Source organism: Pseudomonas viridiflava (assembly GCF_001642795.1).
In the GTDB taxonomy this organism is placed as follows: domain Bacteria; phylum Pseudomonadota; class Gammaproteobacteria; order Pseudomonadales; family Pseudomonadaceae; genus Aquipseudomonas; species Aquipseudomonas viridiflava.
In genome coordinates this window covers 33847-51793 of the sequence record NZ_LKEH01000016.1, presented here as the reverse complement: position 1 = coordinate 51793, position 17947 = coordinate 33847, and the positions used below count along the sequence as shown (strand labels likewise).

Genomic DNA, 17947 nt, shown 5'->3' with positions numbered 1-17947 from the left:
TGCGGATTTTCATGAGCGCAGTACCACGCCGCTGTCGTCTTCCCACCACACGTAGACTTCATCGCCCCAGGTCGGACGCGCGCCCTGACGCTCGGCGTTGGCCACGAAGGACTGCACCAGCTTGCCGCCAGGCAGTTCGACGTAGAACACCGAATGACCGCCCAGGTAGGCAATGTCATGGACCTTGCCGCGCGACCAGTTGTATTCAAAGCCCGGCTGCTCGGTGGTGATCAGCAGTTTTTCCGGACGTAGCGCGTAGGTGATGCTCTTGTCTTCCACGGACGTACTCACGCCGTGGCCGACATAAATATTGCGCTCAAGCTCGGGGCTGCGGATCAGCGCATGGCCTTCCATGTCCTCGATCACTTCGCCTTCGAACAGGTTGACGCTGCCGATGAACTCACACACCAGACGGCTGGTCGGGGTTTCGTAGATGTCGATCGGGCTGCCGATCTGGGCGATCCAGCCCAGGTGCATGATCGCGATGCGCTCGGCCATGGTCATGGCCTCTTCCTGATCGTGAGTCACCATCACGCAGGTCACACCCACGCGCTCGATGATTTCCACCAGCTCCAGCTGCATCTGCGAACGCAGCTTCTTGTCCAGCGCGCCCATGGGCTCATCGAGCAGCAGCAGTTTGGGCTTCTTGGCCAGCGAGCGGGCCAGGGCGACACGCTGACGCTGCCCGCCCGAAAGCTGATGCGGCTTGCGCTTGGCGTACTGGGTCATCTGCACCAGCTTGAGCATTTCGGCCACGCGGGCGTCGATTTCCGACTTGGCCAGCCTGTCCTGCTTGAGACCGAAAGCGATGTTGTCGGCCACGGTCATGTGCGGGAACAGAGCGTAGGACTGGAACATCATGTTGATCGGACGTTCGTACGGCGGCATGTCGGTGATGTCGACGCCGTCGAGGTAGATGCGACCCTCGGTCGGACGCTCGAAGCCTGCCAGCATGCGCAGCAGTGTGGACTTGCCGGAGCCCGATCCGCCGAGCAGGGCGAAGATCTCACCCTTGTTGATTTGCAGGGACACGTCGTCCACAGCAATCGTCTCGTCGAATTTTTTCGTGACGCGATCGATCTTGACCAGCACCTGTTTGGGTTGCTGACCGCCTTCGAGGGCTTTCTTGTAGGCGCCGGAGGCAACTGCCATGGGTGAAACTCCCAACATGATAGGCAGCCCGGCCAAAACGGCCGGGCGCTGGATTGTTATTTGCCCGACTTGACCTTGGTCCAGCTGCGGGTCATCAGACGTTGCACCTTGGGTGGCAACTCGCTGTTCACGAACAACCGGTCCAGCACTTCCTGCGGCGGGTAGACCGCTTCGTCGGTGCGGATCGCCTGATCCATGAACTCACCCGAGGCCGGGTTGGGGTTGGCGTAGCCGACTTCATCGCTGACCTGAGCAATCACCTTGGGATCGAGCAGGTAGTTGATGAACGCGCTGGCGGCCTTGACGTTTTTCGAGTCAGCCGGAATCGCCAGCATGTCGAACCACAGGTTGCCGCCCTCTTTCGGGATGCTGTACGCAAGCTTCACGCCTTTGCCTGCTTCTTCGGCGCGGGCCTTGGCCTGGAACACATCGCCCGAGAAACCGGCCGCGACGCAGATGTCGCCGTTGGCCAGGTCCGTGATGTATTTGGAGGAATGGAAGTAGGTCACGTAAGGACGAATCGCCATGAGCTTGGCTTCGGCCTTCTTGTAATCGGCTTCCTTGGTGCTGTTGGGATCAAGCCCGAGGTAGTTGAGCATGGCCGGCAGCATCTCGTCCGCAGAGTCGAGGAAGGCTACGCCACAGCTGGACAGCTTCTTGATGTTTTCCGGCTCGAACAGCACCGACCAGGAATCGATCTTGTCGACGCCCAGCGCCGCCTTGACCTTCTCGACGTTGTAACCGATGCCGTTGGTGCCCCACAGGTAAGGCACGGCGTACTGATTACCGGGATCGTTCTTCTCCAGACGCTTGAGCAGCGCCGGGTCGAGGTTCTTGTAGTTGGGCAGCAGCGACTTGTCGAGCTTCTGGAACGCGCCCGCCTTGATCTGCTTGCCGAGGAAATGGTTGGACGGCACGACTACGTCATAGCCGGTGCGACCGGCCAGCAGCTTGGCTTCCAGGGTTTCGTTGGAATCGAACACGTCGTACATCGGCTTGATGCCCGTCGCGGCTTCGAAGTCGGCCAGCGTGGTCTTGCCGATGTAATCGGACCAGTTATAAATATGCACGGTGGATTCGGCCTGAGCACTGGCTGCCAGTGTCAGCCCGGCAGTCACCAGCAAGGCTTTGGAAAGATTAGAAATAGACACAACATGAATCCTTTTAACAGAGAGGCCTGAAAGCCGGATGGCATCCGGACGACAAAACCGGCGCGCAACTTACCGTCTATGAGTCCAACCAGCAAAGTTTTCGGCAATTTTCCTGTCTGTTGGAAGCTGCGCGCCGAGGGCTACGCAGCTTCCACAGGTTTCATGACAGGCTTATTTACCTGATTTGATCTTGGTCCAGCTGCGGGTCATGATCCGCTGAGTCGCGGCAGGCAGATCCGCGATGGCATACAGTTTGGCCTGTACGTCAGCAGGCGGGTAGACGCCCGGATCGCTGGTGATTGCCTTGTCGACCAGAGGCGTGGCCGCTGCGTTGCCGTTCGGGAAGCGCACCGCGTTGGTGATCTCGGCCATGATTTCCGGCTTCATCAGGAAGGTCATGAACTTGTAGGCGCCTTCGACGTTTTCGGCATCCTTGGGAATGGCGACCATGTCGTAGAAGCTGCCAGCACCTTCCTTCGGAATGTTGTAGGCAACCTTGACCTTGCCGCCTGCTTCTTCAGCACGGGATTTGGCCTGGTAGATATCACCCGAGTAGCCCACTGCGACGCAGATGTTGCCGTTGGCCAGGTCCGAGATGTACTTGGACGAGTGGAAGTAGCCAATCGAAGGACGGATCTTCATGAACAGCGCTTCGGCTTCAGCCAGTTGCTTCTTGTCCTGCGAATCGGTCGGGTAACCCAGGTAATGCAGGGCAATCGGCAGCATTTCGGTCGGCGAATCGAGGAAGCTGATGCCGCACGACTTCAGCTTGGCCGCGTTCTCGGGCTTGAACAGCAGGTCCCAGGAATTGACCGGTGCATCGGCACCCAGCGCAGCCTTGACCTTCTCCGGATTGATACCGATACCGATCGAGCCCCACATGTACGGGAAGGCGTGCTTGTTGCCCGGGTCGCTGACCGACACCGCCTTGAGCAGCGATTCGTTCAGGTTCTTCCAGTCAGGCAGCTTGGACTTGTCCAGTTCCTGATACACGCCAGCCTTGATCTGCTTGGCGAGGAAGTTGTTGGACGGCACCACGATGTCGTAACCGGACTTGCCGGCCAGCAATTTGGCTTCGAGCGTCTCGTTGCTGTCGAACACGTCGTAGACGACCTTGATGCCCGATTCCTTCTCGAACTTGGCAACGGTGTCCGGCGCGATGTAATCGGACCAGTTATAGACGTGCAGCACTTTGTCATCGGCCTGCGCAGCGGTGGCCACGACGCCCATCATGGACAGGGCGAGAAGGGTCTTGCCAAATTTTTTCATGCGTAGCTCCAATGTTTTTTATCACTGACCGATTAGATTAGCGGCTTGTAGCCATTAGTCTGGCAAGTTCATGGGCAGGCTTTCAAGCCGACACCTGTCGAACAGCCCTTATCCCGCTGAAGAAACGCTTTTTCCTGTGGGAGGCGGCTTGTCGGCGAAGCGTTCTTCCAGACGCCATATCATTGTCTGAACGGACGCTTCGCCGGCAAGCCGCCTCCCACAATCCGGTGTGCTCAGTGCAAACGCTACACCGGATAACAATCTCTTACCCTTCCAATGCCGCCAGGGTCAGGTCCAGACACTTGCGAGCCTTCTCGACCAGTTCATCAATCTGCTCGAACGTGATCACCAGCGGCGGCGCGATGATCATGGTATCGCCCACGGCCCGCATGATCAGGCCATTATCGAAGCAGAAGGTTCGGCAGATCATGCCCGCGCCCCTGTCGGTGTAACGCTCGCGGGTTGCCTTGTTCCTGACCAGCTCAATGGCGCCCAGCAGCCCCACGCCACGGACCTCGCCCACCAGTGGATGATCACTCAACTCACGCAGACGCTTTTGCAAATATGGTGCCGTTTCAGACTTGACCCGTTCGACGATCTTTTCTTCGCGCAGGATACGAATGTTCTCCAGCGCCACGGCGGCGGCCACCGGATGACCCGAATAGGTGAAACCATGGTTGAAATCGCCGCCTTCATTGAGCACGGCCACGATTTCGTTGCGCACCACCAGACCGCCCATGGGCACGTAGCCTGAGGTCAGGCCTTTGGCGATGGTCATCATGTCCGGCTTGAGGCCGTAGAAATCGCTACCGAACCACTCACTGGTGCGCCCGAAACCACAGATCACTTCATCGGCGACGAACAGGATGTCGTAGCGCGAAAGGATCTCCTTGATCTTCGGCCAGTAGGTGTCAGGCGGCACGATGACGCCACCCGCGCCCTGAATCGGCTCGGCGATGAACGCGCCGACATTGTCGACGCCCAGTTCGAGAATCTTCTGTTCCAGGTGCTCGGCTGCCCACACGCCGAACTCATCCGGCGTCATGTCGCCGCCCTCGCCAAACCAGTAAGGCTGCGGGATGTGCGCAATGCCCGGAATCGGCAGATCGCCCTGCTCGTGCATGTAGGTCATGCCGCCCAGGCTCGCGCCCGCGACGGTGGAGCCGTGATAGCCGTTGATGCGGCTGATGATGGTCTTCTTGTTCGGCTGGCCCTTGAGCGCCCAGTAATGACGGACCATACGCAGCATGGTGTCGTTGCCTTCGGAACCGGAGCCGGTGAAGAACACGTGGTTCATGCCCTCAGGCGCGATCTCGGAAATCGCCTTGGCCAGCTCCAGCACCGGTGGATGGGCGGTCTGGAAAAACAGGTTGTAATAAGGCAGCTCGCGCATCTGCTTGCTGGCGGCATCGGCCAGCTCTTCGCGGCCGTAGCCGATGGCCACGCACCACAGGCCGGACATGCCGTCCAGAATGCGATTGCCTTCGCTGTCCCACAGATAAACGCCGTCGGCGCGAGTAATGATGCGCGGGCCTTTCTCTTTCAGTTGTTTGTAGTCGCTGAACGGTGCCAGGTGATGCTCGCTGCTCAAGGCTTGCCATTCGAGGGTTTGCGGGTTGTGGTTGGCACTCATGCAGCACTTCCTTTTAATCAGGCCAGTAAGCGGGACGTCGCCGTCTAACTGCAGCGACGCCCTGCCGGGTCAGACGGCGAACAGCAGGAACTCGCGTTCCCAGGAGCTGATCACGCGCTTGAAATTCTCATGCTCGGCGCGCTTGACCGCGACGTAACCCATGATGAATTTCTTGCCCAAGTACTTTTCGATGGTCTTGCTGTTTTCCATCCGCTCCAGCGCATCCTCGATGGTCAGCGGCAGGCGCAGGTTGCGGCGCTCATAGCCACGACCCACCACCGGCGCGCTCGGGTTGATGCCTTCAACCATGCCGATGAAGCCACACAGCAGGCTTGCGGCAATGGCCAGGTACGGGTTGGCGTCGGCGCCCGGCAGGCGGTTTTCCACCCGGCGGTTCTGCGGCCCGGCATCCGGCACACGCAAGCCAACGGTGCGGTTCTCTTCGCCCCATTCCACGTTCACCGGCGCGGAAGTGTCCGGTAGAAAGCGCCGGAACGAGTTCACGTTGGGCGCGAACAGCGGCAGCAGCTCGGGAATGAATTTCTGCAGACCGCCGACGTGGTTGAGGAACAGCTCGCTCATCGTCCCGTCTTCGTTGGAGAAGATGTTCTGGCCGGTCTCGATGTCGATGATGCTCTGGTGCAGGTGCATGGCGCTGCCGGGCTCGCCGGTCATGGGCTTGGCCATGAAGGTTGCCGCCACGTCATGCTTGAGCGCCGCCTCGCGCATGGTGCGCTTGAACACCAGAATCTGGTCAGCCAGCGACAGCGCGTCACCGTGACGGAAGTTGATCTCCATCTGGGCCGTGCCGTCTTCGTGGATCAGCGTGTCCAGATCCAGATTCTGCAGTTCACACCAGTCGTAGACGTCCTCGAACAGCGGATCGAATTCGTTGGCCGCCTCGATAGAGAACGACTGGCGGCCGGTTTCCGGGCGTCCCGAGCGGCCGACCGGAGGCTGCAGCGGATAGTCCGGGTCGTCGCTACGCTTGGTCAGATAGAACTCCATCTCCGGCGCCACGATCGGCTGCCAGCCTTGGTCGGCGTAAAGTTTGAGGACTTTCTTGAGGACGTTGCGCGGGGACAGCTCAATGGGGTTGCCCTGCTTGTCGTAGGTGTCGTGAATCACCTGCGCAGTGGGCTCGATGGCCCAGGGCACCAGATACACCGCGTTCTGGTCGGGGCGGCAGATCATGTCGATGTCGGCCGGGTCCAGCAGCTCGTAGTAGATATCGTCTTCTACGTAGTCGCCGGTCACCGTCTGCAACAACACGCTTTCAGGCAGACGCATGCCTTTTTCAGCGATGAATTTGTTGGTCGGGGAGATCTTGCCGCGAGTGATCCCGGTGAGGTCGGACATCATGCATTCGACTTCGGTAATCTTGTGTTCTTTCAACCAATCGGTGAGCTGGTCGAGGTTGGTACTCATAAATACCTCAGGGTTTTGGTGTCCTGATCGCGATCAGGCGTTTTTTCGACGCATCGGCGTCATGGTGTACAACTCGTTTAAGGAGCCAAGAAGGCGTAAGGTGACACCTGCGCAGGCACAATTCCACACAGCCGCCGTCACACTGACGAGGCCGCTATAGTGGTAGTGTCCAGCATTGAGAATGAAACGGGTAACGCCCAATGGCAGTCCGGGTGCCCTCATCATCAGCGATGGCGCACCATGAGCACTGATATCACAGGCATGATGACCGTTCTGCGGATTGGACCTGGTCATGCCGGTCAAGGGAAGGCGCAGCATTGAACCCCCGGTATTATTGCTTTATGGGTTGCGATCGAGCTTAGCCTTGTTCATTTTTTTATACAACAATCCGTTAAAAATAGAAGACAGGCCGCTCTGGCGCATATTCCAGGACAGCCGAAGGCCCAAAAAAACGCCCCAAATAGCAGCAAAAAAGGCTTTTTGGAGCAGTTTTAGGGCACATAAAGGCTCTATTGACTTCATCATGGCTTTCGGATTGACTGAGACCCGTAATCATTGATGATTGATATTTTTAACAACAAAGGTGTTGCATCATGTCGGTACCCCCGCGTGCCGTTCAGCTTAATGAAGCGAACGCGTTCCTTAAGGAACATCCTGAGGTTCTGTACGTTGACCTTCTGATTGCAGATATGAATGGTGTGGTGCGTGGTAAACGCATCGAACGCACCAGCCTCCATAAGGTTTACGAGAAAGGCATCAACCTGCCAGCCTCTTTATTTGCTCTGGATATCAATGGCTCCACGGTGGAAAGCACCGGCCTGGGCCTGGACATCGGCGATGCTGACCGAATCTGCTATCCAATCCCCGATACCCTGTGCAACGAGCCATGGCAAAAGCGCCCTACCGCGCAATTGCTGATGACCATGCACGAACTCGAAGGCGACCCGTTCTTCGCCGACCCGCGTGAAGTGCTGCGCCAGGTCGTCGCCAAGTTCGACGAAATGGGCCTGACCATCTGCGCCGCATTCGAGCTGGAGTTCTACCTGATCGACCAGGAGAACGTGAACGGCCGTCCACAACCGCCGCGCTCGCCGATCTCCGGCAAACGCCCTCATTCGACCCAGGTTTACCTGATCGACGACCTCGACGAATACGTCGACTGCCTCCAGGACATTCTGGAAGGTGCGAAAGAGCAAGGCATTCCGGCTGACGCAATCGTCAAGGAAAGCGCCCCGGCCCAGTTCGAAGTCAACCTGCACCACGTGGCCGACGCCATCAAGGCGTGCGACTACGCCGTACTGCTCAAGCGTCTGATCAAGAACATCGCCTACGACCACGAAATGGACACGACCTTCATGGCCAAGCCCTATCCGGGTCAGGCAGGTAATGGTCTGCACGTCCACATCTCGATCCTGGATCGCGATGGCAAGAATATCTTCACCAGCGAGGATCCCGAGCAGAACGCCGCATTACGTCATGCGATCGGCGGTGTGCTCGAGACCCTGCCGGCGCAGATGGCGTTCCTGTGCCCGAACGTCAACTCGTACCGCCGGTTCGGTGCCCAGTTCTACGTGCCCAACTCGCCGACCTGGGGCCTGGACAACCGTACGGTTGCCATCCGGGTTCCGACCGGCACCGCCGATGCCGTGCGTATCGAACACCGCGTGGCCGGTGCCGATGCCAACCCGTATCTGCTCATGGCTTCCGTGCTGGCAGGCGTGCACCACGGCCTCGTCAACAAGATCGAGCCAGGCGCGCCGGTGGAAGGCAACTCCTACGAGCAGCATGAGCAAAGCCTGCCGAACAACCTGCGTGATGCCCTGCGCGAGCTGGACGACAGTGCGGTCATGGCCAAGTACATCGACCCGAAATACATCGATATCTTCGTGGCCTGTAAAGAGAGCGAGCTGGAAGAGTTCGAACACTCCATCTCCGACCTCGAGTACAACTGGTACCTGCATACAGTCTGATTAAGGCTGAGCAATAAAAAACGCCGCAGGCTCTTTGAGCTCTGCGGCGTTTTTCGTTGTGCCGGGCTACTTATTCAGACGCGCTTCAAAGCCCGCCGACGTGAAACGCCTTCACTTCCAGATACTCATCCAATCCGTAGCTTGAGCCTTCACGGCCCAGGCCCGACTGCTTGACCCCGCCAAACGGCGCGACTTCCATCGAGATGATGCCGGTGTTGAGGCCGACCATGCCGAACTCCAGCGCCTCGCCGAAGCGCCATGAACGACGCAGGTCCTGAGTGAAGTAATACGCGCCCAGGCCGTAAGGCGTGGCATTGGCCAGTGCCAGCGCCTGGGCTTCGTCGGTGAAGCGCATCAGCGGGGCGACGGGGCCGAAGGTTTCTTCGTTGGCCAGCAGCATGCCTGCGTGGGTATCGCCCAGCACCGTCGGCTGGACGAACTGGCTATCGCCGTCCGGCATGCCGCCGTACAGCAGTTTCGCACCCTGGCTCAGGGCATCGTCGATGTGCCGGGCAACCTTGCTGACGGCCGCCGGGTTGATCAGCGGGCCGATGGTGACGCCGTCTTCCAGACCGTTGCCCACCTTGAGTTTGGCGACTTCTTCGACCAAGCGCGCGGCGAAACGGTCGTAGATGCCGTCCTGCACCAGAATGCGGTTGGCGCACACGCAGGTCTGCCCGGCGTTGCGAAACTTGCTGAGCATGATGCCGGTGACGGCCTGCTCCAGATCGGCATCGTCGAACACAATGAACGGCGCATTGCCGCCCAGCTCAAGACTCAGACGCTTGATGTGCTCGGCGCTCTGACGCATCAGCAGACGGCCCACAGCGGTAGAGCCGGTGAAGGAAATCTTGCGCACCACCGGGTTGCCGGTCAGTTCTTCACCGATGCCGGCTGGCATCCCGGTGATGACGTTGAATACGCCTGCCGGAATGCCGACACGCTCGGCCAGTACCGCCAGTGCCAAGGCCGACAGCGCCGTGAGGTCCGAGGGTTTGACGATGATCGGGCAGCCTGCCGCGAGGGCTGGGGCGCACTTGCGGGTGATCATTGCGTTGGGGAAGTTCCACGGTGTAATGGCCGCGCAAACGCCGACTGGCTGCTTGAGCGTCATCAGACGGCGATCAGCGCTCGGCGCAGGAATGGTTTCACCATACGAGCGACGTGCTTCTTCGGCGAACCATTTGACGAAGCTGGCGCCGTAGCGGATTTCTCCACGGGACTCGTTAAGCGGCTTGCCCTGCTCAAGGGTCATGATCAGCGCCAGGTCTTCGACGTTTTCCAGCATCGCCTGATGCCAGCGCTCCAGCAACGCTGCACGCTCGGCGGCCGGGCGGGCACGCCAGGCCGGCCATGCGCGGTCAGCAGCTTCGATGGCACGGCGGGTTTCAGCGCCTTGCAGCGCCGGAACCTGTGCGATGACGTCGCCGGTGGCCGGGTCGGTAATGTCCAGGGTCGCGCCATCGTCGGCCACGATCCACTGCCCATCGACGTAGGCGCGTTCTACCAGCAGGCTGGGGTCTTTCAAAGGGTGCTTGAGCATGGTCGGTCGAGTCCTGTTCCGGGATGACTGCCAGTCTAAGCAGCCATCACAGTCCAGGATGCTGAAAGCAGGGAATGCGGGCGGCAAACGCTGCTGAATTTCGCGCCCGCACGGCAGCCTCTACTGCTTCAGCGAGCCCAGCAGACTTTGCAGAAAACGCTCGCCTGCATTCATCTGACTCTCTTCGATGAACTCGTCAGGCTTGTGCGCCTGCTCGATGGAGCCCGGCCCGCAGACCACCACTGGCACGTTGAGGCGACCGGCGAACAGGCCGCCTTCGGTGCCATAGGAAACCTTGATGTGCTGCGTGCCGGGCTCGGCGAAGGCGTGCAGCATGCGCACGGCTTCAACGCTGGGGTGGGTTTCCAGCGCCGGGTATTCGTTCATGATTTCGATGTCGATGGCTGCCACGCCGGACAGCTGCCTGGCTTCACGCACCAGCACTTCGGCACGCTCACGTAACTGCTCCAGCAATTGGTCAGGATCGTCGCCCGGCAGGTTGCGGTATTCGAACTCAAGGGTGCAGAGGTTGGGCACGATGTTCAACGCCTTGCCGCCATCGATACGGCCGATGTGGACGGTGCTGTACGGAATGTCGTAGCCGTCGTCACGCACGCCCTGCTGCTCGACCTGTTTCTGGCTCTTGCGCAGTTCGGCAATGAAGTCGCTGGCCAGGTGAATGGCGTTGACCGCACGCGGTGCCAGCGAGGAATGCGCTTCCTGACCCCGGCAGTAAGTCCGGTACGAACTCTTGCCCTTGTGACCGACCGCGAACTGCATCAGCGTCGGCTCGCCCACCACACACAGAAACGGGCGCACAGGTGCCAGATGAAGCACGTCCAGCAGGCGCCGCACGCCGACACAGCCGATTTCTTCGTCGTGGGACAGGGCCAGTTGCAGCGGTCGCGTCAGGGTCATGTCGGCGGCATCGAGCATGGCGTCGATGGCCAGCGCGATGAAGCCTTTCATGTCGCAGGTGCCGCGCCCATAGATGCGCCCGTCACGCAGCGTGGCCTGAAACGGCGGCATCGTCCACGCCTGCCCTGCGGCGGGCACGACGTCTGTGTGCCCGGAGAGCAACACACCGGGCTGCTCGCGCGGGCCGGTACTGGCGAACAAATTGGCTTTCTTGCCGGTCTCGTCCTTGACGATAAGCGACTCGATGCCCTTGGTCGCCAGCAGGTCGCGAACGTAGTCGATCAGCGCCATGTTCGGCTCCGACGACACGGTTTCGAAGGCAATCAGGCGTTTGAAGATATCCAGCGCACGCGGTGTCATGAGGCTTTACTCGCAAGTTCTGAGAAGGCGGCAAACCGGCGGATATCGAACGGACTGATCAGCGTGCTGGTGGTGCCGGTGCTGATCAGTTCGGCCATGACATCGCCCACGCCCGGGCCGAGCTGGAAGCCATGGCCGCAGAAGCCGAACGCGTAATACAGGCCGTCGACCTTGCCGCTGGGGCCCATGATCGGCAATGAGTCCGGCGTATAGCTTTCGATGCCGCTCCACACGCGGATGATGTTCAGGTTGCCGACGCCAGGCAGCAGGCGACGCATCTGTTGCATGTGATTGATGAGGCTGTTGGGGTCGAAATACGCGCGACGGTTGACCATGTCAGGCCTGGTGCGTACGCCACCACCAATGACGATGTTGCCGCGCGCGATCTGGCGGAAATACACCACTTCGTGGGGGATCTTGGTGAACACGCCAATCACCGTCGGCAGCGCGTACGGCACAGGCTCGGTGACCGACATTTGCGGGCCAAAGGTTTCCAGCGGCACCGGCTCGCCGAACTGCGACGAGAGCTTTTCGCCCCATGCACCGGCGGTGATCAATAATTGATCAGCGGTGAAGATTCGGCCATCGGTGGTCGTGACCTGAAATTCCTTGCCGACCTTTTCGACGTGCAGCACTTCAGTGCGCTCTTCGATCCGAGCGCCGGCACGTATCGCAGCACGCGCCCAGGCAGGTGCGGCGAGACGCGGGTTGGCGTGGCCGTCGTGTGGCGCGTAGGAGCCGCCTTTTACGTCCGGCCCCAGAAACGGAAAACGCTCGTGCAGCGCTTTGCCCTGAAGTACTTGCAGGTCCAGCTCACGCGCTTCGGGGGCAGCCGCGTAGGCTTCGAGCTCAGGAATTTCGTCTTCGCGGTAGCAGACGCGCATGTGGCCACTTGGCAGAAATTCCAGGTCTTCACCGATCAGCTGCGGCAGGCGCTTCCACAGCGCAAAGGAACGGTTGGCCAGCTCCAGTTGATCCAGATGACGACCCTGACGGCGCACGTTGCCGAAGTTGACGCCGCTGGCGTACTGGCCGACCACGTCGCGCTCCAGCAGCGTCACCGACTTGCCGCGCTGACGCAGAAAGAACGAAGACGCCGCGCCCATCACGCCGCCGCCGACAATCAGTACATCGACCTTGGGCTGCTTCATGACACCACCTCGTCTGTCATCATCGACAATGGTTTGACCGGTGCCTGCCCGCGCTGGCGGCCGACCTGTTCGACCGGTACGCCGGATTCGGCAGCGATCACTTCGGCTCCGGCCTGCGAGCAATAACGCCCCTGGCAGCGACCCATGCCAACCCGGCTGAAAGCCTTGGCGCGGTTGACTTCACAGGCGCCTTTTTCACGCACCACACCGCGCAGTTCGCCCGCGCTGATCATTTCGCAGCGACAAATAATGGCTTCATCAGGCAGCGCCTTCGCCTGCGCAGACGGCCAGGGAAAGGCTTCCATCAGCCCGACACGGAAGCGATCCATGACCTCAAGATTCTGCCGCAGGTTATCCACACGCTGGTTATCCACAGGCTTGCCCAGGTCACTCAGCAAGGTCAGCGCAGCCAGACTCCCTGCCTGTTCGGCCGCATCGGCACCGCGGATTTTCGCGCCATCGCCTGCGGCGTAGACGCCCGCGACTGAGGTGCGGCCGTCGTCGTCCACGGCCAGCACCCATTGCCCGGACGCTTCGTCGAAACGCAGGCCACAACCGGCCAGATCAGCCAACTGAGTTTCAGGTCGCAGGTGGTAACCCAGCGCCAGCGCATCGCAGTCGACTGTCAGGGCGTTGCCGTTGGCGAGCCTCACGCGCACGCCGGTCACGCCATCCTTCTCGTCACCCAGAATTTCTTCAGGCTTGATGCCCAGATGCACCGGAACCCCGGCGCTGTACAACTGAGCCAGCAGCTTCATGCCGTTGAACAACAAACCTGGACGCGCCAGCAATTTGGGCATCGCGCCGATGCGTTTGCTGAACGGTGAGGTGTCGAGCACGGCCGCCACGTCGGCACCGGCTTTGACGTATTGGCTGGCGACCAGATACAGCAGCGGACCGCTGCCCATGAACACTACACGGCTGCCGATGGAAACGGACTGAGACTTGAGCGCGATCTGCGAGCCGCCCAAGCTGTACGTTCCTGCAAGTTGCCAACCTTTGATCGGCATCAGTCGGTCGGTGGCGCCCGCGCAAAGAATCAACGCGTCGTACTCCACGACCGTGTGCACACCCTTGCTGACGCAGCAGAGCTTGCCTGCGGTGAGGTTCCAGGCCAGGGTGTCGGGGCGGTAATCGATCTGGCTGCGCAGACGGTCGAAGCTTTCGTGCAGGTCGCGCGCCTTGGCCGCTTCGGTGCCGTACAGCGCCGAGTAGTCGCGCTTGAAGCCTTCGGGCTGGCGGCGGTAGATCTGTCCGCCATCACGCCGGTTTTCATCGATCAGAATCGGTTTGATGCCAGCGGCCAACAATGTTTCGGCGCAACGGGTGCCCGCAGGACCGGCGCCGACGATGACCACACGCGGGCTGGCGGTGTGACTGACAATCAGCCGTGGAGAAGTGGCCATTTCGCCTCCGGTTGGGTGGTGACGATATCGAGCCCGTCGCGGACTTCGTTGGAACAGGCGCGCAGGCGCTCGCCGCTGCGGGTCCAGACCCAGCAATCCTGACAGGCGCCCATCAGACAGAAACCGGCCCGACGTCCCGAGTCGAACTCGGACTGGCGCAAGGCAGTACCCCCGGTCAGCAGCGCCACCATCAAGGTGTCGCCCTGCAAGGCTTCGACAGGTGCGCCGTCGACGATCAGTTTGACGACCGGCCGATCACGCTCGCCCAGTCTTACAAAACGGCCACTCATGCGTAGGCTCCTACGGTGACGGGGTCCAGATCGTTCTGACGTTCCTGCAACTCACCGCCGTCGCGATGACAGAGGATTTCGCTGCCGCCTGCGATGACGCGACGACCCGGTGCCGTCTTGTTGCACAGTCCTTCGATGCGCACGGGGCAGCGATTGAGGAAAGTGCACAGCTCCGGCGTATTCGATGGCGCGCTGATCGGCGGCAGCTTGCCGCTGGTCACGCCGCAGCCTTCCAGCCAGCCCTGGCGCAGCTCGGGCACCGAATGCACCAGCAGGTCGGTGTAGGGATGAAAAGGCGTCTGGCTGAAGGCGTCACGGCTGCCCTCTTCGACCTTGTGGCCGCTGTACATCACCACGATGTCATCGCATAGCGCGCGCACGGTGGAGATGTCATGGCTGATGAACAGATAGGAAACCCCCAGCTTGCGCCGCAGATCGCCAAGCAGTTCGAGAATGCAGGCACCGACCACGGTATCCAGCGCCGAGGTCACTTCGTCGCACAGGATCAGGTCCGGCTTGGCTGCAAGCGCACGGGCCAGGTTGACGCGCTGCTTCTGGCCGCCCGACAGTTCGTTGGGACGCCGGTCGGCCAGTTCGCGCGGCAGACGCACCAGGTCCATCAACTCGTGGATGCGATCACGCAGTGCCTTGCCCTTGAGGTTGAAATACATTTTCAGCGGGCGGGCCAGAATCGCGCTGACGTTGTGCATCGGGTTGAGCGCGGTGTCGGCGTTCTGAAACACCATCTGGATGCGGCGGAACTGTTCTTTCGTTCGCCCGGCCAAATCGCCGGACAACGGCGCACCGTCGAACGTCAGGCTGCCTTGTGCAGGATCCAGCAGACCGGCGACCACGCGGGCCAGGGTCGATTTGCCCGAACCGGATTCACCAATCACGCCGATGGCCTGACCCCGGCGAATGGTCAGATCGATGTCTTCCAGCACGCGGATCATCGGCATGCCTTGCAGGTTCTTCTTGCCGTAGCCTGCGGTCAGGCCCTTGATGGTCAGCAGCGTGCTGTCCTTGACCATGTCGCTGGCCGGCGTCAGTTTCGCGTCGGGCCGGGCGGCGGCGAGCAGGCTGCGCGTGTATTCGTCTTCCGGCCCCTTGAGCAATGCAGCCGTGCTGCCCTGCTCGATGATTTTTCCGCCATTGAGCACGACAATCTGATCGGCCATCTGCGCCACGACCGCCAGGTCGTGGGAGACATACACGGCCGTCGCGCCACGATCCCGCACCACGCGCTTGAAAGCCCGCAGCACGTCGATCTGTGTGGTCACGTCCAGCGCAGTGGTTGGCTCGTCGAGGATCACCAGCAGGGGATCGCTGATCAGTGCCATCGCCGCCATGACCCGCTGCAACTGACCGCCCGAGACCTGATGCGGATAGCGCTGGCCGATGGTTTCGGGGTTGGGTAACGCGAGATCGCGAAACAGGTCGACGGCTTTTCGCTGCAGGTCCGAACGACTGCCCAGACCATGAATCAGCGCGCCTTCGATCACTTGATCGATCAGCTTTTTCGCCGGATTGAAGGCCGCCGCCGCGCTTTGTGCGACGTAGGAAACCCGATTGCCGCGCAAGCCTTGCAACTGGCTTTCTGGCAGGCTGAGCATGTCGTGCTCACCGACCTGAACCACGCCACCGGCGAGCTTGCAGCCACGTCGGGCATAGCCCAGCAGCGCCAGGGCAATGGTGGTCTTGCCGGAACCGGACTCGCCGATCAGCGCCAGTACTTCGCCTTTCTCCAGCGCGAAGCTCACGCCCTTGACGATTTCCAGCTCACCCTTGTCGGTGTCGGCCACCACACGCAAGTCTTGCACCCGAATCAATTGACTCATCTCAGTGCCCTCCCGAGCGTCGGCTGCGCCGTGATGACAAGCGGTCGATAAACAGATTTACGCCGATGGTCAGCGAGCCGATGGCCAGCGCAGGGATCACGATGGCCGGCGCGCCCTGATTGAGCCCGCCGATGTTTTCGCGCACCAGCGAGCCGAGGTCGGCGTCAGGCGGTTGCACGCCCAGACCGAGAAAGCTCATGCCGCTGAGCAACAGCACAATGAAGCCGAAACGCAGGCCCAGATCCGTCAACACCGGGTTGAGCATGTTCGGCAGAATTTCGCGGCAGGCGATGTACAGACGGCCCTCACCACGAGTGCGCGCCACCTGTACGTACTCAAGCGCTTCGATGTTCACCGCCATACTACGGGCGATGCGAAACGCGCCCGGCGTGTAACTCAGCACGGCCGTACAGACCAGCAGGACTTCGGACGAGCCAAACGCAGAGACCATGATCAGCGCAAGCATCTTGCTCGGAATCGAAATGAACGCGTCCATCAGGCGGCTGATGATCTCGTCCAGCCACTTGGGCGCAACCACCGACAGCAGCGCACACATGGTGCCGATACCGCTGGCCAGTACGGCGGAGATCAGCGCCAGACCGACCGTGAAGCGCGCGCCGATCAGCACGCGGCTGAGCATGTCGCGGCCCAGGTAATCGGTGCCGAACGGGAACGCCGCGCTGATGTTTTCGAAGACGTTGTCGGACACCACCTCACCCACCGGATGCGGCGCAAGCCAAGGGCCGAACAACGCAATCATGAGCCAGAAGAAGCAGACCGAAGCGCCCACCAGACCCAGCCAGGCGATCTTGCGAGGCGCACGCACTTGAACGGCGGGCGTAGATGTCTCAATGATCGGATTCATTGGTTTCTCAGCCTCGGGTTGGAAAGAATTGCACACAGGTCGGCCAGCAGCACCAACCCAAGGTAAGCCGCGCAGAACAGCATGGTGCAGCCCTGAACCAACGCCATGTCGCGGTTGGTCACGGCATCGACCATCAGGCTGGCAATGCCCGGGTAGTTGAAGATCGTCTCGACGATGACCACACCGCCCAGCAGATAGGAAAGGCTCAACGCCACGGCGTTGACGATAGGCCCGATGGCGTTGGGCAAGGCGTGTCGCAGCACGATACGCACTGGGCTCACGCCTTTGAGCCGGGCCATTTCGACGTAAGGGCTGTCGAGCTGATCGATGACAGCGGCGCGAGTCATGCGCGCCATCTGGGCGACGATCACGCAGCACAGTGTCATGACCGGCAACGCGTAGGTACGGATAAATTGCAGTGGCGTACTGGCGTCACCGCCATAGGACAGCGCCGACAGCCAGCCCAGTTTCACGGCGAAGATCAGCACTGCCAGCGTGGCGACCAGAAACTCCGGCACGGCCACCAGCGACAGGGTGACGAAATTCAGGGCGCTGTCGATTCGTCCGCCTCGGCCCATGGCCGCGCCGATGCCCAGCATCAGGGCGACCGGCACCGACACCAGTGCAGTGGTTGCGGCGAGCATCAGGGTGTTGGGGAAACGTCCGGCAATCAGATCGGAAACCGGCATCGCGTTGGATACCGACTCACCGAAGTTGCCGCCCAGCAGGTTCATCAACCATTGCAGGTAACGCACCACACCCGGTTGATCGAGCCCCAGTTTTGTACGCAATGCCGCGACCTGTTCAGGTGTCGCGAACTGCCCCAGAGCCTGTTGCGCCGCGTCCCCTGGCAGCACCGCCGTAATGGCGAAGACCACCATGGACACGATCAGCAGCGTGACGATCGCAGCGCCGAAGCGCTGCAGGATCAACCCGAGTGTGTTGCTATTCATCTGCATCCTCCCGCTCGATT

At 60.8% G+C, this 17947-nt stretch carries 14 protein-coding genes; 1 reads left to right on the top strand and 13 read right to left on the bottom strand.

Features of this window, described 5'->3' with window-relative positions; all coding sequences use genetic code 11:
• Positions 1-9: 9 nt before the first annotated feature.
• From potA to AO065_RS00925, 5 genes are all read right to left on the bottom strand, one after another.
• The gene (gene potA, locus AO065_RS00945; RefSeq protein ID WP_004880506.1) at positions 10-1152 is read right to left on the bottom strand and encodes a polyamine ABC transporter ATP-binding protein; all 1143 of its coding nucleotides are present in this window, start codon (positions 1150-1152) and stop codon (positions 10-12) included.
• Positions 1153-1208: 56 nt separating this feature from the next.
• Positions 1209-2303: a polyamine ABC transporter substrate-binding protein gene (locus AO065_RS00940; RefSeq protein ID WP_004880507.1), complete on the bottom strand. Its 1095-nt coding sequence runs from the start codon at positions 2301-2303 to the stop codon at positions 1209-1211.
• Positions 2304-2474: 171 nt separating this feature from the next.
• Complete coding sequence (locus AO065_RS00935; RefSeq protein ID WP_004880509.1) at positions 2475-3572, bottom strand: polyamine ABC transporter substrate-binding protein; 1098 nt, start codon at positions 3570-3572, stop codon at positions 2475-2477.
• A 265-nt stretch (positions 3573-3837) separates the two neighbouring features.
• The gene (locus AO065_RS00930) at positions 3838-5205 is read right to left on the bottom strand and encodes an aspartate aminotransferase family protein (RefSeq protein ID WP_004880511.1); all 1368 of its coding nucleotides are present in this window, start codon (positions 5203-5205) and stop codon (positions 3838-3840) included.
• Positions 5206-5274: 69 nt separating this feature from the next.
• Positions 5275-6633: a glutamine synthetase family protein gene (locus tag AO065_RS00925; RefSeq protein WP_004880514.1), complete on the bottom strand. Its 1359-nt coding sequence runs from the start codon at positions 6631-6633 to the stop codon at positions 5275-5277.
• Between the two features lie 593 nt (positions 6634-7226).
• Here AO065_RS00925 and AO065_RS00915 point away from each other — a divergent pair.
• On the top strand, positions 7227-8603 hold the full coding sequence (locus AO065_RS00915; protein ID WP_029243588.1) for a glutamine synthetase family protein: 1377 nt from the start codon (positions 7227-7229) through the stop codon (positions 8601-8603).
• Positions 8604-8688: 85 nt separating this feature from the next.
• On the opposite strand, the gene AO065_RS00910 is transcribed toward AO065_RS00915, so the two are convergent.
• From AO065_RS00910 to AO065_RS00875, 8 genes are all read right to left on the bottom strand, one after another.
• On the bottom strand, positions 8689-10146 hold the full coding sequence (locus AO065_RS00910) for an NAD-dependent succinate-semialdehyde dehydrogenase (RefSeq protein WP_004880527.1): 1458 nt from the start codon (positions 10144-10146) through the stop codon (positions 8689-8691).
• A 120-nt stretch (positions 10147-10266) separates the two neighbouring features.
• Complete coding sequence (gene argE, locus AO065_RS00905) at positions 10267-11424, bottom strand: acetylornithine deacetylase (protein WP_004880529.1); 1158 nt, start codon at positions 11422-11424, stop codon at positions 10267-10269.
• Positions 11421-12575, bottom strand: coding sequence for an NAD(P)/FAD-dependent oxidoreductase (locus AO065_RS00900; RefSeq protein WP_004880531.1), 1155 nt, complete (start codon positions 12573-12575; stop codon positions 11421-11423). The genes argE and AO065_RS00900 overlap by 4 nt, the downstream gene beginning before the upstream one ends.
• Positions 12572-13981, bottom strand: a complete 1410-nt coding sequence (locus tag AO065_RS00895) for an FAD/NAD(P)-dependent oxidoreductase (protein ID WP_004880533.1) — start codon at positions 13979-13981, stop codon at positions 12572-12574. Before AO065_RS00895 ends, AO065_RS00900 begins: the two co-directional genes overlap by 4 nt.
• Positions 13960-14271 carry a (2Fe-2S)-binding protein gene (locus AO065_RS00890; protein WP_004880535.1) on the bottom strand — a complete coding sequence of 104 codons (312 nt, stop codon included), beginning with the start codon at positions 14269-14271 and terminating at the stop codon, positions 13960-13962. Before AO065_RS00890 ends, AO065_RS00895 begins: the two co-directional genes overlap by 22 nt.
• Positions 14268-16109 carry an ABC transporter ATP-binding protein gene (locus tag AO065_RS00885; RefSeq protein WP_004880537.1) on the bottom strand — a complete coding sequence of 614 codons (1842 nt, stop codon included), beginning with the start codon at positions 16107-16109 and terminating at the stop codon, positions 14268-14270. Before AO065_RS00885 ends, AO065_RS00890 begins: the two co-directional genes overlap by 4 nt.
• 1 nt (position 16110) lies before the next feature.
• Positions 16111-16974 (bottom strand): ABC transporter permease, encoded by an 864-nt coding sequence (locus AO065_RS00880; protein ID WP_004880539.1) that lies wholly within the window; start codon positions 16972-16974, stop codon positions 16111-16113.
• Entirely contained in the window at positions 16971-17927 is a 957-nt protein-coding gene (locus AO065_RS00875) for an ABC transporter permease (RefSeq protein ID WP_004880541.1), read from the bottom strand. Before AO065_RS00875 ends, AO065_RS00880 begins: the two co-directional genes overlap by 4 nt.
• Between the last annotated feature and the right edge of the window lie 20 nt (positions 17928-17947).